Annotated in this window: 16 protein-coding genes; 7 read left to right on the forward strand and 9 right to left on the reverse strand. The window is 63.1% G+C overall.

Annotated features, from left to right (window positions below; genetic code table 11):
• Positions 1–136: 136 nt before the first annotated feature.
• The 7 genes from SO140_RS25090 to hemJ all read right to left on the reverse strand — a co-directional run bounded on the left by SO140_RS25090 (position 137) and on the right by hemJ (position 8,862).
• Positions 137–1,027 (reverse strand): ParB/RepB/Spo0J family partition protein, encoded by an 891-nt coding sequence (locus SO140_RS25090; protein WP_449380312.1) that lies wholly within the window; start codon positions 1,025–1,027, stop codon positions 137–139.
• A gap of 157 nt (positions 1,028–1,184) precedes the next feature.
• Positions 1,185–2,039, reverse strand: coding sequence for a ParA family protein (locus SO140_RS25095; RefSeq protein WP_449380313.1), 855 nt, complete (start codon positions 2,037–2,039; stop codon positions 1,185–1,187).
• Between the two features lie 34 nt (positions 2,040–2,073).
• Positions 2,074–2,703: a 16S rRNA (guanine(527)-N(7))-methyltransferase RsmG gene (gene rsmG, locus SO140_RS25100; RefSeq protein ID WP_449380344.1), complete on the reverse strand. Its 630-nt coding sequence runs from the start codon at positions 2,701–2,703 to the stop codon at positions 2,074–2,076.
• Between the two features lie 132 nt (positions 2,704–2,835).
• Positions 2,836–4,719, reverse strand: coding sequence for a tRNA uridine-5-carboxymethylaminomethyl(34) synthesis enzyme MnmG (gene mnmG, locus SO140_RS25105; protein ID WP_449380314.1), 1,884 nt, complete (start codon positions 4,717–4,719; stop codon positions 2,836–2,838).
• 470 nt (positions 4,720–5,189) lie between these two features.
• Positions 5,190–6,590, reverse strand: a complete 1,401-nt coding sequence (mnmE, locus tag SO140_RS25110; protein ID WP_449380315.1) for a tRNA uridine-5-carboxymethylaminomethyl(34) synthesis GTPase MnmE — start codon at positions 6,588–6,590, stop codon at positions 5,190–5,192.
• A 320-nt stretch (positions 6,591–6,910) separates the two neighbouring features.
• Positions 6,911–8,176: a transcription termination factor Rho gene (gene rho, locus SO140_RS25115; protein ID WP_027525104.1), complete on the reverse strand. Its 1,266-nt coding sequence runs from the start codon at positions 8,174–8,176 to the stop codon at positions 6,911–6,913.
• A 251-nt stretch (positions 8,177–8,427) separates the two neighbouring features.
• Positions 8,428–8,862, reverse strand: coding sequence for a protoporphyrinogen oxidase HemJ (hemJ, locus tag SO140_RS25120; protein WP_449380316.1), 435 nt, complete (start codon positions 8,860–8,862; stop codon positions 8,428–8,430).
• Between the two features lie 472 nt (positions 8,863–9,334).
• Here hemJ and SO140_RS25125 point away from each other — a divergent pair, with 472 nt between their 5' ends.
• The 4 genes from SO140_RS25125 (at position 9,335) to dnaQ (ending at position 12,257) form a co-directional block, all read left to right on the forward strand.
• The gene (locus tag SO140_RS25125; RefSeq protein WP_449380317.1) at positions 9,335–10,171 is read left to right on the forward strand and encodes a pyruvate, water dikinase regulatory protein; all 837 of its coding nucleotides are present in this window, start codon (positions 9,335–9,337) and stop codon (positions 10,169–10,171) included.
• A gap of 10 nt (positions 10,172–10,181) precedes the next feature.
• Positions 10,182–10,790, forward strand: a complete 609-nt coding sequence (locus tag SO140_RS25130) for a Maf family protein (RefSeq protein ID WP_449380318.1) — start codon at positions 10,182–10,184, stop codon at positions 10,788–10,790.
• Between the two features lie 123 nt (positions 10,791–10,913).
• Entirely contained in the window at positions 10,914–11,513 is a 600-nt protein-coding gene (coaE, locus tag SO140_RS25135; RefSeq protein WP_449380319.1) for a dephospho-CoA kinase, read from the forward strand.
• A 30-nt stretch (positions 11,514–11,543) separates the two neighbouring features.
• Complete coding sequence (gene dnaQ, locus SO140_RS25140) at positions 11,544–12,257, forward strand: DNA polymerase III subunit epsilon (protein ID WP_449380320.1); 714 nt, start codon at positions 11,544–11,546, stop codon at positions 12,255–12,257.
• 205 nt (positions 12,258–12,462) lie between these two features.
• Here dnaQ and secB read toward each other — a convergent pair whose 3' ends face one another.
• The gene (secB, locus tag SO140_RS25145) at positions 12,463–12,945 is read right to left on the reverse strand and encodes a protein-export chaperone SecB (RefSeq protein ID WP_449380321.1); all 483 of its coding nucleotides are present in this window, start codon (positions 12,943–12,945) and stop codon (positions 12,463–12,465) included.
• A gap of 399 nt (positions 12,946–13,344) precedes the next feature.
• On the opposite strand from secB, the gene SO140_RS25150 reads away from it, so the two are divergent.
• From SO140_RS25150 to SO140_RS25160, 3 genes are read left to right on the forward strand one after another with little or no spacing between them, the layout of a single operon-like run.
• The gene (locus tag SO140_RS25150; protein ID WP_449380322.1) at positions 13,345–14,049 is read left to right on the forward strand and encodes a Tim44/TimA family putative adaptor protein; all 705 of its coding nucleotides are present in this window, start codon (positions 13,345–13,347) and stop codon (positions 14,047–14,049) included.
• Complete coding sequence (gene mltA, locus SO140_RS25155; RefSeq protein ID WP_449380323.1) at positions 14,027–15,568, forward strand: murein transglycosylase A; 1,542 nt, start codon at positions 14,027–14,029, stop codon at positions 15,566–15,568. The genes SO140_RS25150 and mltA overlap by 23 nt, the downstream gene beginning before the upstream one ends.
• Positions 15,565–16,155, forward strand: coding sequence for a Smr/MutS family protein (locus tag SO140_RS25160; protein ID WP_449380324.1), 591 nt, complete (start codon positions 15,565–15,567; stop codon positions 16,153–16,155). The genes mltA and SO140_RS25160 overlap by 4 nt, the downstream gene beginning before the upstream one ends.
• A gap of 192 nt (positions 16,156–16,347) precedes the next feature.
• On the opposite strand, the gene SO140_RS25165 is transcribed toward SO140_RS25160, so the two are convergent.
• Positions 16,348–17,472 carry a hypothetical protein gene (locus tag SO140_RS25165; protein WP_449380325.1) on the reverse strand — a complete coding sequence of 375 codons (1,125 nt, stop codon included), beginning with the start codon at positions 17,470–17,472 and terminating at the stop codon, positions 16,348–16,350.
• Positions 17,473–17,621 lie beyond the last annotated feature (149 nt).

The following is a 17,621-nucleotide window of genomic DNA, read 5'->3' on the forward strand; positions in this document are numbered from 1 at the left end:
CGCTCCATCCACGCGTCATTGCGAGACGCGCCTTCAGGCGCGAACTATGGTGGGCAATTGCGCACCATAGAATCTAGAGGTTGTTGCGCGAGATCCCGGGTTCTCGCTTCGCGAGCCCCGGAATGACGGTGCGGAGTTAGAGCACGCCCTTCGCCAACCTGCGCATCACCTCGTCGAGCTGCTCGAGGTTGCGGTAGTTGATCTGGACGGAGCCGCCGGGATCGCGGTGGTTGACGGTGACCTTGAGGCCGAGCGCATCGCTGACGCGCTTTTCAAGATCGATCGTGTCGGGGTCTTTCTCCTTGGCCCCTGCCCCGGCGCGCGCCTTCTGCGGCTTGCGCTCCGGCACGCCCTCCTCGTGCGCGAGCGCTTCGGCCTGGCGCACGTTGAGGCCTTCCTCGACGATGCGCTTGGCCGCCGTGAGCGGATCGGGCACGCCGATCAGCGCGCGGGCGTGGCCGGCCGTCAACTGCCCGCTCGCGATGAAGGCCTGCACCTCCACCGGCAACTTCGTCAGCCGCATCATGTTGGCGACGTGGCTGCGGCTCTTGCCGACGACCTTTGCGATGTCGTCCTGACTACGTTTGAACTCGCCCGCGAGCGCGTGATAGCCCTGCGCTTCTTCCATCGGGTTGAGGTCTTCGCGTTGCACGTTCTCGATGATCGCGAACTCCAGCGCATCGCTGTCGCTGATGTCGACCGGAACGATCGGCACCTCGTGCAAACCAGCGAGCTGGGAGGCACGCCAGCGCCGCTCGCCGGCGATAATCTCGTAACGGTCCTGCGTGCCCTTCACTGGACGGACTACGATCGGCTGGATCACGCCATGCTGCTTGATGGAGTCAGAGAGCTCCTTGAGCTCAACTTCCGAAAAAGTGCGGCGCGGGTTACGCGGATTGGGTTTGATGAATTCGATCGGCACCTTGCGCTGCGCGCGCGGCCGCTCGACATGCGCCGCCTCCCCGCCGACGTCACCGATCAGACTCGCAAGACCCCGGCCCAGTCGCGAACGCGCTTCGTCGGCCATCGCCAGCTCCCTTGGATTCACGTAGCAGTACTCCAGAACTGAATTTCAGATTCTCGATCGTAGGGTGGGCAAAGGCGCGTCTTCACGCCGTGCCCACCATCTTTCCAATCGAACGATTTTGGTGGGCGCGCTTCGCTTTGCCTACCCTACGGCAGTTTCAATGTGTCGTGCGCAGCTCGCGCTCGCGCTGGATCACTTCGGTGGCGAGCCGCAAATACGCTTCGCTGCCGACGCATTTGAGATCGTAGACCAGCACCGGCTTGCCGTAGGACGGCGCCTCTGAGATGCGCACGTTGCGCGGGATCATGGTCTTGTAGACCTTCTCGCCCATGAACTGGCGGACGTCGGCGACGACCTGGTTCGACAAATTGTTGCGCGAGTCGAACATGGTCAGCACGATGCCGTGGATCGATAGGCCGGGATTCAGTGTCGAGCGCACCTGCTCGACTGTCTGAAGCAGTTGCGACAGACCTTCGAGCGCGAAGAACTCGCATTGCAACGGCACCAGGATCGCATCGGAGGCCGCCATCGCATTCACCGTGAGCAGGTTGAGCGAGGGCGGGCAGTCGATCAGCACGTACGTGTAGTCCGCATCCGGCGAGACGTTGTTGTTGAGCGAAGAGATCGCATCGCGCAGGCGGAAGGCGCGGCCGGGCGTGGTACCGAGCTCAAGCTCGAGCCCGGAGAGGTCCATCGTCGAGGGTGCGATGTGCAGCCGCGGCACCGCGGTCGAGACCACCGCTTCGCGCAAGGCGGCTTCGCCGACCAGCACGTCATAGGTCGAGCAGGACCGGTTGCGGCGATCGATGCCGAGACCGGTCGAGGCGTTGCCTTGCGGATCGAGATCGACGATCAGGACGCGCTCACCAATCGCCGCGAGTGCCGTGCCGAGGTTGATCGCCGTGGTTGTTTTTCCCACGCCGCCCTTCTGATTCGCGAGCGCCAGGATCCGTGGATGGCCCTGCGGCACCGTCTCGGTCTGCTCCTGCTGAGGTTCGTCAATCACGGTCATGCCACTTCCCCACTCGCCCCCGTTTTCCGGGCCCTCACCCACGCCGCTGGATAGTGTCCAGCTCCACGATCCAACCGTCGCCCGTCCGGCTTTGATGGAGCTTGGGCTGAATAGTCCAATATTTAGCGGCTTCGGTCAATTCAGCCTCTACATCTTGGCCCTTGGGAAACAACGCTTTTGCACCGCTACGCACCAAGGGTTCCGCAAAGCCGATGAGTTGATGTAGCGGAGCCAGTGCGCGCGCGGTGACGCAATCGACCGGGCCGGTGATTCTATCCACATTATCCCCGATCTCAGCGAGATGTACGACCCCCGGAGCGCCGGCGATTCGGATCGCTTCGCGCAGGAAGGCGGCCTTCTTCGCGATTCGTTCGACGAGGTGGACACTGGCGCCCGGAATCTCCGCCATCATGCAGGCCAGCACCACACCCGGAAAGCCGCCGCCGCTGCCGAGATCGGCCCAGCGCTTTGCTGATGGTGCGAGCGAGACGAGCTGGAGCGAATCGGCGATGTGGCGGGTCCAGAGATGCGGCAGCGTCGAAGGCGCGACCAGATTGGTCTTGGCCTGCCACTCCCGGAGCAACGCGACGTAGCGATCGAGGCGCATCTCCGTTTCACGTGAAACGGGCGCGAGCTCGAGGGCTGCAGCCTTGTCCGCCGCCAGCCCCGAATCTAGCGCCTCCGCGTTTGGTGACGGCGCCGTCTTCCGGGCCCCCTCTCCCGTGTCAGGTCGCCGCGATGAGGATTTGCCCTTGGATTTGCCTCCGGCCGGTCCGCGCTGTTTCACGTGAAACGCCTAAGCGGTCGCCCTGGAAGTCTTGCGTCGTGCCTCACGGCGCAGATACGCGGCGAGGATGCCCAGCGCTGCCGGCGTCATGCCGTCGATCCGGCCCGCCTGCCCCACCGTGAAGGGTCGTGCCTTCTCCAGCTTGGCCCGCACCTCGTTCGAGAGTCCGGGCACGAACTGGTAGTCGACATCGGCGAGAACCAGCCCCTCGTCCCGCCGGAAGGCCTCGACGTCGGCGCTCTGGCGCTCAAGATAGACATCGTACTTGGCGTCGATCTCAAGGTGGGTCGCGATCCCAGGGTCAATGGCCGACAGCTCCGGCCAGATGCCACGAACCTGGCCCCAGCCGACATCCGGATAGGCCAACAGCTCAAAGGCCGACCGGCGCTGGCCGTCCCGGTTCAGGGACAGCCCGTGTCGCGCCGCTTCGTTTGGCGTCAGCGTCAAGGACTTTGACAGCGCTTTGGCGGCCTGGAGCGCTGCCATCTTGGCGCGATGGTGCGCCGTCCGGGCACTGCCGACACATCCCAGGTCGATGCCCTTCTCGGTCAGACGCTGGTCGGCATTATCCGCCCGCAGGGTCAGCCGATACTCGGCGCGCGAGGTGAACATCCGATAGGGTTCGGAGATGCCGCGGGTGACGAGGTCGTCGATCATAACCCCGAGATAGCCGTCGGCCCGGTCGAATACCGTGAGCGCCGCCCCACTCGCGGCCAATGCCGCGTTCAGGCCGGCGACAATGCCCTGGGCCGCAGCCTCCTCATATCCCGTCGTGCCATTGATCTGTCCGGCCAGGAACAGTCCCTGCACCCGCCTAGTCTGGAGGGTCGGATCGAGCTCGCGGGGATCGACATGGTCGTATTCGATGGCATAGCCCGGCCGGACCATCCTGACCTGCTCCAGGCCGGGGATGCTGGCGAGGATCGCGAGTTGAATCTCCTCCGGCAGCGAGGTCGAGATGCCGTTGGGATAAACGGTCGGGTCATCGAGCCCTTCCGGCTCCAGGAAGATCTGGTGGCCGTCCCGATCGCCGAAGCGGACGATCTTGTCCTCGATCGACGGGCAGTAGCGCGGCCCCGTGCTCTTGATCTGGCCCGAATACATGGGCGAGCGATGCACATTGGCCCGGATCACCTCATGGGTCGCAGCGGTGGTCCGGGTGATGCCGCACTGGATCTGCGGGGTCGTGATCCGCTCCGTCATCACCGAGAACGGCTCCGGCGGATCGTCTCCTGGCTGCATTTCCACGGCGGACCAGTCGATCGTCGTGCCGTCGAGGCGCGGCGGCGTGCCGGTCTTGAGCCGGCCCAGCGTGAAGCCCGCCTGCTCAAACGACTTCGACAGCCCCATTGCCGGCGCCTCGCCGACGCGCCCCGCCGGCCAGTTCTTCTCACCGAGATGGATCAGGCCGCGTAGAAAGGTGCCGGTAGTGACCACGACGGCCCCTGCCCGGATCATCCGGCCATCGGCCAGACGGAGCCCGGTGACGCGACCGTCCGAGACCATCAGTTCGTCCGCCTCGCCCTCAATCACGCTGAGGCCATCGGTCTGTTGGATCGCAGCCTGCATCGCGGCCGCATAGAGCTTGCGGTCAGCCTGCGTCCGGGGTCCGCGGACGGCTGGACCCTTGCGGCGATTGAGCATCCGGAACTGAATGCCGCCGGCATCTGCCACCCGGCCCATCAAACCGTCGAGCGCATCGACCTCGCGGACCAGGTGGCCCTTGCCAAGACCCCCGATGGCGGGATTGCAGGACATCGCACCGATGGTCGAGAAACGGTGCGTCACCAGAGCAGTCGTCGCACCCATCCGGGCAGCAGCAGCAGCGGCCTCACAGCCGGCATGGCCGCCGCCAATCACGATGACGTCGAAACTCTCTCGCTCTGTCCGCATAGGCGGACTTCTAGCCCAGGGACGATGAAGCCGGAAGTGGAAACTGGTGAGACGGTTGTTTCACGTGAAACAGAGACGCTCGGCCGTGAGGCATTTTTCGCAAAACAACCCCATGCAAAGTAGAAGGCACGGGGCACCCGGTGTTTCACGTGAAACAAGTTGGGTTCGCTGGGGAAGGTCTGGCGCCAAACGACGCCATTGCAAGCGCAGCGGAGCAATGCAGAATCGTCCGTAGGTGACATCCTGGATTGCTTCGTCGCAAGCGCTCCTCGCAATGACGGGATCGAGGCCGCATCCCGCTCACCCGTGAGCGCTCGCGCGACGACGTCAAACCGCCTGCCACGCCAAACCTCAAAGCGCTGACCAGGTCCCTCAATGTGTCGCGTCAAGCGGACCGGAACCGACCCGTGTTTCGCGTGAGACAGCGAACCCACTGGAACAAGCGATAGTTCTACAATGAAGAACTAGCGCTACTTTCCGATACAGAATTTTTGGAAAATGGCCCCGAGGACGTCCTCGACGTCAACCCGCCCCAGCAGCCGGCCCAGCGCGTAAGCGGCAGCGCGAAGTTCCTCAGCGGCGAGCTCCTCGCCTTCGCCGAGGAGATCGAGGCTCCGCTCCAACGAGCCGCCGGCCTGGCTCAACAAGTCGCGCTGCCGGGCACGGGTCACCAGCGCGCCCTCGCTCGATCCGAAGAACTCGACGGCGAACTCGACCAGCGCGGCGATCAGCTCGGGCAGGCCGTCACCGCGCCGCGCCGAGATCGCAAACGTTCGCGCGCGCGGGTCAGGCCCCTTAGCCTTCTTCGCCTCCGACCTCAAGGCCGCGCTCGAGGTCTCCCTCAAGGTCTCCTGCAAAGTCTCTTCCAAGGCCTCTTGGCGAAGGTCGATCTTGTTGCGGACTGTCCAGACCGGCGCGGTTCCGGCCGGCCCGCCCTCCTCGCTGCGATCGACGTCCGCCAGCCACAGCACAAGATCGGCATCCGCCGCTCGCGCGCGGGCGCGACGCACGCCTTCCTGCTCGACGGGATCGTCGGTCTCACGAATGCCGGCGGTGTCGATGACGGTCACGGGATAGCCGTCGAGATCGAGCTGCACCTCGATCACGTCGCGCGTCGTGCCGGCATGGGGCGAGACGATCGCGACCTCGCGCCGCGCAAGCTGATTGATCAGCGTCGACTTGCCGACGTTCGGCGGGCCGGCGATCGCGACCACGAGGCCATCGCGCAGACGTTCTGCCTTGCCCTGCGCCGCAAGCACTTTTGCGATCTCGTCATATAGCGCTTTGATCTTCGCGCGCGCCGGCGTCAGCAATTCCGCTGACACGTCGCCTTCATCGGAGAAGTCGATGCCGGCCTCGATCAGCGCGGAGGCCTCGATGATTCGCTCGCGCCAGTCGCGCGCGCGTTCGCCAAGCAATCCCTGCAATTGCCGCAGCGCCTGGCGACGCTGCCGGTCGGTGTCGGCGTGGATGAGATCGTCGAGGCCTTCGGCCTCGGTGAGATCGAGCTTGCCGTTCTCGAAGGCGCGGCGGGTGAACTCGCCGGGATCGGCGGCCCGCACATTTGGAATATCGGAAATAGCTGCGAACAGCGCCGAGAGCACCGCGCGACCACCATGGACGTGGAATTCGGCGACGTCCTCGCCGGTCGCGCTCGCGGGCCCCGGAAACCAGAGCACCACGGCATCATCGATCGCCTGGCCGCCTGCATCCCGCAGCAACACGTGATGCGCAAGCCGCGGCCGCGGCAACGCTCCCGCCAGCCTCGTGACGACCTGGCTCGCGTTTGTGCCCGAGACGCGAACGATCGCGATGGCGCTCGGTGGCCGCCCTGACGACAGCGCGAAAATGGTCTGGTCCCGCGGATGCATGGCCTATTTGTCTGCGCGCCCGCCAAAACGCAAATCGCGATTTCTGCGTCTCTTCGCGAGCCGGAAGGACGTTCCTTGCGCAGTAAATGCTGCGCATTGCGTCGCAATATAAAGCGCAGCATTTTGCTGCATGTTTTTGGTTCCAGACAACTCGGAACTACCAAAAATAGAAATATTATGTAGCTATATCAATAGCTTAATTCATCTTGAGCGCGGCAAACCGGATTCAAATTTTGCTGCGCCATCGTGCAGCAAAGCCGCAGCATAAACGCAAAAGGGCGCCCGAAAGGCGCCCTCCGCGAAAATTGCAGCAAACCAGCTCAGGTGTTCATCGAATCGAAGAACTCGGCATTGCTCTTGGTCGAGCGCAGCTTGTCGAGCAGGAAGTCGATCGCGTCCATCGTGCCCATCGGGTTGAGGATGCGGCGGAGCACGTACATCTTCTTGAGCACCTGCGGATCGGTGATGAGCTCCTCCTTGCGGGTGCCCGAGCGCGAGATGTCGATCGCCGGGAAGGTGCGCTTGTCCGAGACCTTACGGTCGAGGATCAGCTCCGAGTTACCGGTGCCCTTGAACTCTTCGAAGATGACTTCGTCCATGCGGCTGCCGGTATCGACCAGCGCGGTCGCGATGATGGTCAGCGAGCCACCCTCCTCGATGTTGCGGGCGGCACCGAAGAAGCGCTTCGGGCGCTGCAGCGCGTTGGCGTCGACACCGCCGGTCAGCACCTTGCCGGATGATGGCACCACGGTGTTGTAGGCGCGGCCCAGACGCGTGATCGAATCGAGCAGGATCACGACGTCGCGGCCATGCTCGACCAGGCGCTTTGCTTTCTCGATCACCATCTCGGCGACCTGGACGTGACGCACGGCCGGCTCGTCGAAGGTCGACGAGACGACCTCGCCCTTTACCGAGCGCTGCATGTCCGTGACTTCCTCCGGACGCTCGTCGATCAGAAGCACGATCAGGTAGCAGTCCGGATGATTTGCTGTGATCGAGTGCGCGATGTTCTGCATCAGCACGGTTTTACCGGTGCGCGGCGGCGCCACGATCAGTGCGCGCTGGCCCTTGCCGATGGGAGCAACGATGTCGATCACGCGCGCAGAGAGATCCTTCCGCGTCGGATCGTCGATCTCCATGCGGAAACGCTGATTGGGAAACAGCGGCGTGAGGTTGTCGAAATTGACCTTGTGCTTGGCCTTTTCCGGGTCCTCGAAATTCAGCGTGTTGACCTTGAGCAGCGCGAAATAGCGCTCGCCCTCTTTCGGGCTGCGGATATGGCCCTCGATGGTATCGCCGGTGCGCAGACCGAAGCGGCGGATCTGCGACGGCGAGACGTAGATGTCGTCCGGGCCCGGCAGATAATTGGCGTCCGGCGAGCGCAGGAAGCCGAAGCCGTCGGAGAGCACCTCGACGACGCCCTCGCCGACGATGTCGGTCTCTGCGAGCGAAAGCTGCTTGAGGATGGCGAACAACAGCTCCTGCTTGCGCATGGTGCTGGCATTCTCGACCCCATTCTCTTCCGCGAACGAGACGAGCTCGGCCGGGGTTTTGGACTTGAGGTCTTGGAGTTTGATTTCCCGCATTGGGGTGGTCCTGTGGGGTAACCTTGGAAGGGGGGTGCGAGGAGGCTTCGAAAATGCGGACGTGAGCAGGTAAGGTCCGCAGGTCTAGCAAGGTGAGTGCCGGTGGGGCTTCAAACCTGATGCGGCGCCCGGCTTTCGAAGAAGCTCGGACACAACCACATCCGCCTGCGTTGGGTGGGGATGGCCACAATATAGAAAATCGCTTGGCCCTCCGCAAGCCGAAGCGCTGAGCGGCGCCCCTCGAACTTTGCCTAGAACGGCTTCACGATCACCATGATCACGATGAAGATCATCAGGACCGTGGGCACCTCATTGATAATACGGTAGAATTTCTGGGTCCGCGGACGCCGGTCGGCAGCGAAATCCTTGCAGTAGCGGGAAAAAAAGCCGTGGACCGCGGACAGCGCCAGCACCAATGCCAGTTTTACGTGCAACCAGGGCGAGGTGAACCAATGGCCGGACCACGCGAGATAGAGCCCGGCGAGCCAAGTCACGATCATCGCGGGGTTGATGATCGCCTTGAGCAGCCGGCGTTCCATCACCTTGAAGGTTTCTGACTGCCTTGAACCGATCTCGGCCTCGCAGTGATAGACGAACAGCCGTGGCAGATAGAGCATGCCGGCCATCCAGGAGATGACGGCGATCACGTGCAGCGCCTTGATCCAGGGGTAGAGTTCGTCGAGCATTTCCAAAGTCCGAATTCGCGCCCAGCGCGGGGGTGGCTGGGGATAGTAAGAACTCGTTAAGTTCTTCCAGCGCACACATATCCGTCCGTAGCGCCCTTCTCAAATCTAGAATCTTAGATTCTTAAGGTTTGAGTCTGAATGACGGTGGATTGGACTCACGCAATGCTGTCAGGTCTTTTGCGGGTGCTTGTACACATCCATCAACATGCCCGGCGCGCTTCCAGCGAACGCGGATAATTCATCCATCTTCAAAGGCTTGTGAGAAATTATCGGCAGCTTATGAAAAGGCTTGCCGGTGCTGTCCCGCTTCCCCTTCGCCCTGTCCCAGAACTTGTCCTTCCGGGCAGCGATGTGAAGAAACTTGGCCGTTATCCCGTACGTCCTGTCGCACAACCCTTTCCGAGGGGTTAAGCTCCACAGAAATTCACAAACCACCCAACCGTCATCCCAAGCCCTCAATCGAAGAGTTTTCGTGCCGACCTCCAATTATTTCCATCTCCACCTGGTTTCCGACTCCACCGGTGAGACCCTGATCACCGTGGCGCGCGCGGTCGCTGCGCAATACGCCAACGTCACGCCGGTCGAGCATGTCTATCCGCTGGTGCGCAGCCAGAAGCAGCTCGATCGCGTGCTCGACGAGATCGAGGAGGCGCCGGGGATCGTGCTGTTCACGCTGCTGGAGAAGGATCTGGTCTCCCGGCTCGAGGGCAAGTGCAAGGAGATCAATGTTCCGAGCCTGTCGATCATCGGCCCGGTGATGCAGTTGTTCGAGGCTTATCTCGGCGCGGCAACAACGGGTCGTGTCGGCGCCCAGCACGTGCTCAACGCGGAATATTTCAAGCGCATCGATGCCCTGAACTACACGATGATGCATGACGACGGTCAGCACGTCGACGGCCTGGAAGAAGCCGACGTCGTCCTCGTCGGCGTGTCGCGAACCTCGAAGACGCCGACCTCGATCTATCTCGCCAATCGCGGCATCCGCACCGCCAACGTGCCGCTGGTGCCGGGCATTCCTGTGCCGGCGCAATTGGAGACGTTGACCCGGCCGTTGGTGGTGAGCCTGCACGCGACGCCGGAGCGGCTGATCCAGGTCCGCCAGAACCGCCTTTTGACCATGGGCGCCGATGCCAGCAGCGACACCTATATCGACAAGCAGGCGGTGGCAGATGAAGTCGCCTTCGCACGAAAGCTCAGCGCCAAGCACAATTGGCCGTTGCTCGAGGTGACGCGCCGCTCGATCGAGGAAACGGCGGCTGCGATCATGAAGCTCTATACGGACCGGCAACGCAACCGGCCTTTGGAATGAGTTTTTTGCGATGACGCTCTGGCGCGGCAAATCTACGTTGATCCTGGCGTCGCAAAGTAACGCGCGAAAAATGCTGCTGGCGAATGCGGGCCTCGCGTTCGAAGCAAGACCTGCCGATATCGACGAGCGCGGCGTTCAGGAAGCCTCGAAGCTGTCGAGCCCGCGTGAGGTTGCGCTGCTCCTGGCGCGAGAAAAAGCGAAGGCGGTATCTGCTCGATGTACCGGCTGTTACGTCGTCGGCGCCGACCAGACCTTGGCGTTCGGCGAGCAGCTGTTCACAAAGCCATCAGGCCGGGCTCAGGCAATGGCGCAACTGCGCGATCTCGCCGGCCGCACGCATGAGCTGCACTCCGCGGTTGCCGTGGCGCGTGACGACGCTGTGCTGTTCGAGGATGTTTCGGTCGCTCGCATGACCATGCGACAAATGACTGAGGCTGAGCTCTCCACCTATCTTGACGCCGCCGGCGATACTGTCACCACCAGCGTCGGCGCCTATCAGCTCGAAAGCCTCGGAGTTCATCTGTTCGAGAAGATCGAGGGCGATCACTTCACCATTCTCGGCCTGCCGCTGTTGCCGCTGCTTGCGTTCCTGCGGCGCGAGAGTCTAGTTGCGGTGTGAACCGACAAAAGCGCAATGAGATGGGGATGAAACGCCATCGCGCTTTAGATTATTGTTTGCGCATGATCTTTCCGGAAAACCGCGTCACACTTTTCCGGATCATGCTTTGATGGCTGCGACCTGATGCTGATCCTCGGACTGACCGGCTCGATCGGGATGGGCAAATCCACCACCGCGAAACTGTTCGCGGAGGCTGGCGTCCCCGTCTACGACGCCGATGCCGGCGTCCATCAGCTCTATGAGGGCGAGGCGGCTCCCGCGATCGAAGCTGCCTTTCCCGGCACCACAGGAAACGGCAAGGTCGATCGTGCAAAGCTGTCGGCCCGTGTGGTCGGAGATGCCGCGGCGATGCAGCAGCTCGAGCAGATCGTCCATCCGATGCTCGGTGCTTCGCGCGCGAGGTTTTTCGCGGAGGCCGAGGCCAGCAAGGCGCCCGTTGTGGTGCTCGACATTCCGCTGCTGTTCGAGACCGGCGGCGAGAAGCGCGTCGATGCGGTCGTGGTGGTGACGACGTCGCCGGAACTTCAGCGCGAGCGCGTGCTGGCGCGCGGCACCATGGATGCCGAAAAGCTCGACGCCATCATTGCCAAGCAGTTGCCCGATGCCGAGAAGCGCAAGCGGGCCGATTTCGTGGTGGATACTTCCCACGGGCTCGATCCCGTGCGCGCGCAGATCAAGCACATCCTGGCCGAGGTCGTTAAGATGCCGCAGCGGCGAAGCTGATTCGCTCATCTGACCGGCACCTCAAGAATCATGCGCGAAATCGTTCTCGACACTGAAACCACCGGCCTTGATCCCCTGCGCGGCGACCGCCTGGTCGAGATCGGCTGCGTCGAGATCTTCAATCGCATGCCGACGGGACAGACCTTTCACCGCTACATCAATCCTGAAAGGGACATGCCGGCGGAAGCCTTTGCGGTGCACGGCCTGTCGAGCGAATTTCTCGCGGCCAAGCCGCTGTTTCACGAGATCGTCGACGAGTTCCTGGAATTCATCGGCGACGCACCGCTGGTGATCCACAACGCCTCGTTCGACATCAGTTTCATCAACGCCGAACTCGACCGCATCAAGCGCGCCGCGATCCCGCGCGAGCGGCTGGTCGACACGCTTTTGCTGGCGCGGCGCAAGCATCCCGGTGTGTCCAACAGGCTCGACGATCTCTGCTCGCGCTATGCGATCGACAATTCCCACCGCACCAAGCACGGCGCGCTGCTGGACTCCGAATTGCTCGCGGAAGTCTATGTCGATTTGATCGGCGCCCGGCAGTCGCAGCTCATCCTGGCGTCGGAGTCCGAGGAGATTCGCGTCGGCACGAATGGTGATGCGCCACGGCGGCAGCGACCGGCGCCGCTGGCCCCGCGCGTCAGCGAGGCCGAGCGCGAGGCCCACCGGGCCTTCATTGCGACGATGGGTGAAAAGGCGATCTGGAACGAGTATCTCGCCCAGCCGGCGGCAAGTCCGACTTGATCGGTGCTGTCTGGCTCTAGTCTTCAGTCTTCGTGCGGTCTTGGTGCGCCACGAAACCCTCATGGTGAGGAGCGCGAAGCGCGTCTCGAACCATGAGGCCCGGATCTCTCCCGCGGCCATCCTTCGAGACGCCCGCCTCCGGCGGGCTCCTCAGGATGAGGGGGAAGAGTGCGTGTGACGCAGTCGGATTGCTAGGCCTACAGCCTCAGCTTGGCTTGACCTGACCCTGGGCGGCCATTTGCCGCTCCATGTTCTGCCGGTAGAGACCGACGAAATCGACCGGATCCAGCATCAGCGGCGGGAACCCGCCGTCGCGCACGGCGGTGGCAATGATCTCGCGCGCGAACGGGAACAAGAGCCGCGGACATTCGATCATGACCAGCGGATGCAGGTTCTCCTGCGGCACGTTGACGATGCGGAACACCCCGGCATAGGCGAGCTCGAACGAGAACATCACCTTACCCGCGGTCTCGGCCTTGCCCTCGACCGACAGCACGACCTCGTACTCGTGTTCCGAGAGGTTGTTGGCGTTGACGTTGATCTGGATGTTGATCTGGGGCTGCTGGCTCTGCGGCTGAAGCGAGGCCGGCGCGTTCGGATTCTCGAACGACAGATCCTTGGTATATTGCGCCAGCACGTTGAGCTGCGGAGCCTGGCCTGCCTCGGGGGTGCCGTTTCCGTTGGTCATGAAAATGTCTCCTTACCCGAATGGGCCTGATATCGCGGCCGGTTGGCTAACATAGGCTCGCCTCGTTCCACAAGGACGAACGGCCCCGGATTCGGCCTCCTAACATCACCGAAAAGGGTGGCCCCTTACCCGTTCTGGCCCGACGGAGCACATCTTAAACGATTGAAGATGCGCGATTTCCAGTCAGGATCCGATTTCCCCTTAAGGATAAAACGCGCTACACTTCGCACTGTGCCAAAAGGCGCCATTGGCCGGACTAGATTTCGTGCCTACATCGCTTGGATCTGATGCGGACCTAAAAAGGTGATGTGGCTTTGCCGTTCCTGTATGGAACGGTTGACTGGCCGGACTGATTTTCCCGGCGAAGACCCTGAGCAGAGACCAGAGAGCGAACACGACGTGGACATCTACACCATCATCTTCCTAGCGCTGGCGGTCTTCATTTTCCTGCGCCTGCGCAGCGTGCTGGGGCAGCGGACCGGCAACGAACGGCCTCCGTTCGACCGCACCGCCCGCAATGCGCTGCAGGGTGCCCAGGACAAGAACGTCGTGACCATGCCGGGCAAGGTGATCGATCAGGCTCCGCTGGCGCCGACCGCCGACGTCACGCAGCCTGCCGACCGCTGGAAGGGCCTGACTGAGCCAGGCACTGCACTGGGCCAGGGGCTGGACGCGATCGTCGAGAAGGACTCGTCCTTCGACCCGCGCCACTTCCTGTCGGGCGCCCGCAGCGCCTATGAGATGATCGTGCTCGCCTTTGCCAATGGCGACCGCCGGTCGCTGCGCGACCTCCTGTCCTCGGAAGTGTTCGAGAGCTTCGACGCCGCGATCAAGGAGCGCGAGAAGAACGAGCAGAAGACCGAGACGCGCTTCGTCTCGATCGACAAGGCCGAGCTGGTCGGCGCCGAGATGCGCGACCGCACCGCGCAGCTCACCGTCCGCTTCGTTTCGCAGATGATTTCGGTCACGCGCGACAAGGGCAGCAACATCGTCGACGGCAACGCCGACAAGGTCGCCGACATCACCGATATCTGGACCTTCGCCCGCGACACCACCTCTCGCGATCCGAACTGGAAGCTGGTTGGCACCGGAAGCGCGCATTAAGTCAGCCCTGACAAATTGTGCGACGGCGCTGTGCGCAGGTGCCGTCGCGCTGTCGTCGTTTTCACTCGGCGCTGAAGCGGCGCGCCGTCATCATCACAGCCGCATCGCTCCCGAAATCGCCGCCCCACCACCGCGGGCCTTGCCCTACCCCCAGCTCGCGTTGCCGTTCGAAATTCCCGGCGCGCAATATTTCCCCCTCGCCTGGTCCGAGGTGGCCGGCTGGAACGATGACGATCATCTCGCGGCCTACAAGGCGTTTCGCGCGAGCTGCAAATCGATCGCCGCGCAGCAGCCGCCGGTCGTCGAGCCCAAAGCCATCGGCGGCTCGCTTGGCGAGCCGTGCCGGATCGCCAAATCGCTCGATCTTTCCGACGAGAGCAAAGCCAAAACGTTTTTCGAGGAGCATTTTTCGCCGCTGCGGATCTCGCGGCTCGGCGAGGCCGACGGTTTCGTGACCGGCTACTACGAGCCGGTGCTCGACGGCTCGCACGTCCAGACCGATGTCTACAACGTCCCGGTCTATCGCCGCCCCTCGAACCTGTTCGTGCGCGGCTTCAAGCAGGATGCGCTGAGCCTGCCCAACAAGGGCCCGGTGTACCGCAAGATCGGTCGCCGCAGGCTGGTGCCCTATTACGACCGCGGCGAGATCGAGGATGGCGCGATCGTCGGCCGCGGACTCGAGCTCGCCTGGCTCAAGGACCCGACCGACCTCCTGTTCGCGCAGATCCAGGGTTCGGCGCGGATCAAGTTCGACGACGGCTCGTCCATCCGGATCAACTACGACGCCTACAACGGCTATCCCTACACGGCGGTCGGGCGCATCCTGATCGAGCGCGGCATCATCCCGAAGGAGGAGATGTCGATGCAGAAGATCAGGGAGTGGATGGCGCAAAACCCCGACGGCGCCAAGGAGCTCCGCCGCCAGAATCGCTCCTACATCTTCTTCCGCCAGGTCAATCTGTCCGACAAGGACGAGGCCGTCGGCGCGCAGGGCATCCCGCTGACGGCCGGCCGCTCGATTGCGGTCGACAAATCGCTGCATGTCTATGGCACGCCGTTCTTCATCGAGGGCGAACTGCCGATCGACTCCGAGAAATCGAAGACGCCCTTCCATCGCCTGATGATCGCGCAGGACACGGGATCGGCCATCATCGGCCCCGCTCGCGCCGATCTCTATTTCGGCGCCGGCCAGGAAGCCGGCCGCGTCTCGGGACGGCTGCGCCACAACATGCATTTCGTGATGCTGGTGCCAAAAGGCCTCGATCCCGTTGCGCGCGGTTCGAGGCTGCCCCTGCCCGATCCGCGACCCTCGGAGAAGATCGCGAAGCTGTTTCCGCAAACTGAAACGGCGAAAGCCGTTGAATCCGGGAAAGCTGGTGCGGCGTCGACCACCGTGTCACAAGCCAAGGATGCCACCGTCGCGGTGGCGAGCCCCGTGCCACTGCCGGAGCCGCGTCCCAACATCAAGCCCGCCCGCGAGCAGCGCAAGCACGTGCGCCGTCATTCCAGCCCGCAATGAAGCGATCGTCCCGCCCGCCTGTCCTGGACCCGCCGCCCTCGCCTCGCCGCCGCGCGCTCAGCGAGGACGAGCGCGCGCTGTGGGACGCGGTTGCCAAGCAGGTCAAGCCGCTCCGCAAACCTCGCCTGACGAAGGCGGAGGCGGCGGCGCGCTCCGACGGTTTGCCGGCTGCGCCGGCGGCGAGGCATCCGGCGCCTGCAAGGCCCATTGCCCCCACGCCGGCTCCCCGCGTGGCAAAGTCGGCTGTGCCGCCTCTCGCGCCGCTCGGCAAGCGCGAGCGCACAAAGCTGTCGCGCGGCCGCAGCGAGATCGACGCGCGGCTTGATCTGCACGGCATGACCCAGATGCGCGCTCATCGCGCGCTCTCAGGCTTCATCCAGCGCGCCCATCACGACGGCCTCACCTTCGTGCTCGTCATCACCGGCAAGGGAAGGACCGGCGGCGAAAGCGGCGTGCTGCGCCGGCAGGTTCCGGAGTGGCTCAGCCTGCCCGAATTCCGCGCCTTCGTCGTTGGATTTGAAGAGGCTCATATCGGCCATGGCGGCGAAGGCGCGCTTTATGTGCGGATCAGGCGCGCGAGGTTTTAGAGAACTCGATTTGGTCGCGGGCTCGCTGCGACCTCTCCCGCTTGCGGGAGAGGTCGGCGCGAAGCGCCGGGTGAGGGCTCTCTCCACATCGGGGAGTGTCCCAATGCGGAAACACCCTCTCCCCAGCCCTCTCCCGCAAGCGGGAGAGGGAGTGCACCGTCGCGGCGGCAGGTGGCGCGTCCTTGCGTAGCCCTAAAAAGGCCGCACGATTCCGACGCGCGGGATCAAGGTGATGATCACACCGAAGATATTCGTCTTGCGGTCCTCGGTTGGAATCGAAAGCACTTCCTGCCTGGCCGGCAGCATCTTCACCGCGTGCAGGATCAGGAACATGCAGACCGCCCAGTTCGAGATCCAGCGCGAATAGTCGAACACCATCGCGAACATCACGACATAGGCGAGACTGACGCCGACAAGCCCTGCGATGACGAGACGCCGGTGCGTCGCATCGGCGAGCGCGTGGATCAGGCCCGCGAAATAACGCCAGAGTGGCATGTGCAGCCAGATCAGCAGCGCAAAGACGGGCACGCCGAGAATGTTGTGGGGCATACGGCCCCAGGTATCCGCAAGCTCCTTCGCCAGGGGCTGATACCAGATGTAGCTGAATTGCAGGAGATCGGTACGCGCAGGATCAGCCATCCGGCTCTTCAGATGGGCGACGAAATCGGTCTCTGGGACCGGCATCGTTCCCAAAAATTGCGCGGCGAAGAACAGCGTACTGACACAAAGCAGCGCCGCGAGCCCGAACGCGACGTTCGCGCGATTGGTGCCGTGCGCGACATAATGCCTGACGACGACGATCATGATGATCGTCGGCACATACATCAGGAGATGAATGTGGTGAATCAGGATCAGCACGATCGAGAACACCGCTGCCAGCGCAACATGGAGGATCGAGCGTGCCGGGATCAGCAGCAGCACGATCGCGAGCGCACAGCCGTAGATGTCGAAATGGCCGAGCGTATGCATGAAATTTTTCAGGAAGAACGGCGAGCCCGCGATGAACACGAACAGCGGCAGGGTCTTCTCGTTGAGACCGAAGACCTTGCGGAAAAGCTGAACGAACAGACAGAGCGTCACCAGCCACGTCGCCCCGCCAAGCGCAAACACCAGCCACACCGGGACCTTGGTCGTGAACAGCCCGACGATGGCGCCGATCAGCGCGCGCTTGATGAAGCCGAAATGATAGTCGACGAGCAGGTGGATGTAGGGGACGTAGGGCGGCAGCAGGATTTTATGGATGAACACGCCGGCGATCACGGCGGCGTTGATCGCGAGCAGCAGGCGCCAGGGGTTTTGCAGGATGCGTACGGTCACGCCGCACCCGAGCTGGGGAGAGCTTTCTCCGCCGTCGTTCCGGACAAGCGAGCGTAGCGAGCGCTGATCCGGGACCCATAACCACAGGAGGTTGTTTGAGCCGAGACTGGGGCCGCCATCTGTTTCAACAAGGACCGCTGGTGGTTATG

This window comes from Bradyrhizobium sp. UFLA05-108, assembly GCF_059803455.1.

What these genes read in the sequence shown, in the direction of transcription:
- rho (WP_027525104.1), bottom strand. Translation starts at nt 8,176, where the DNA reads ATGCGGGAAATCAAACTCCAAGACCTCAAGTCCAAAACCCCGGCCGAG.
- dnaQ (WP_449380320.1), top strand. Translation starts at nt 11,544, where the DNA reads ATGCGCGAAATCGTTCTCGACACTGAAACCACCGGCCTTGATCCCCTG.
- hemJ (WP_449380316.1), bottom strand. Translation starts at nt 8,862, where the DNA reads ATGCTCGACGAACTCTACCCCTGGATCAAGGCGCTGCACGTGATCGCC.
- SO140_RS25090 (WP_449380312.1), bottom strand. Translation starts at nt 1,027, where the DNA reads ATGGCCGACGAAGCGCGTTCGCGACTGGGCCGGGGTCTTGCGAGTCTG.
- coaE (WP_449380319.1), top strand. Translation starts at nt 10,914, where the DNA reads ATGCTGATCCTCGGACTGACCGGCTCGATCGGGATGGGCAAATCCACC.
- secB (WP_449380321.1), bottom strand. Translation starts at nt 12,945, where the DNA reads ATGACCAACGGAAACGGCACCCCCGAGGCAGGCCAGGCTCCGCAGCTC.
- SO140_RS25160 (WP_449380324.1), top strand. Translation starts at nt 15,565, where the DNA reads ATGAAGCGATCGTCCCGCCCGCCTGTCCTGGACCCGCCGCCCTCGCCT.
- mnmG (WP_449380314.1), bottom strand. Translation starts at nt 4,719, where the DNA reads ATGCGGACAGAGCGAGAGAGTTTCGACGTCATCGTGATTGGCGGCGGC.
- mnmE (WP_449380315.1), bottom strand. Translation starts at nt 6,590, where the DNA reads ATGCATCCGCGGGACCAGACCATTTTCGCGCTGTCGTCAGGGCGGCCA.
- SO140_RS25095 (WP_449380313.1), bottom strand. Translation starts at nt 2,039, where the DNA reads ATGACCGTGATTGACGAACCTCAGCAGGAGCAGACCGAGACGGTGCCG.
- SO140_RS25130 (WP_449380318.1), top strand. Translation starts at nt 10,182, where the DNA reads ATGACGCTCTGGCGCGGCAAATCTACGTTGATCCTGGCGTCGCAAAGT.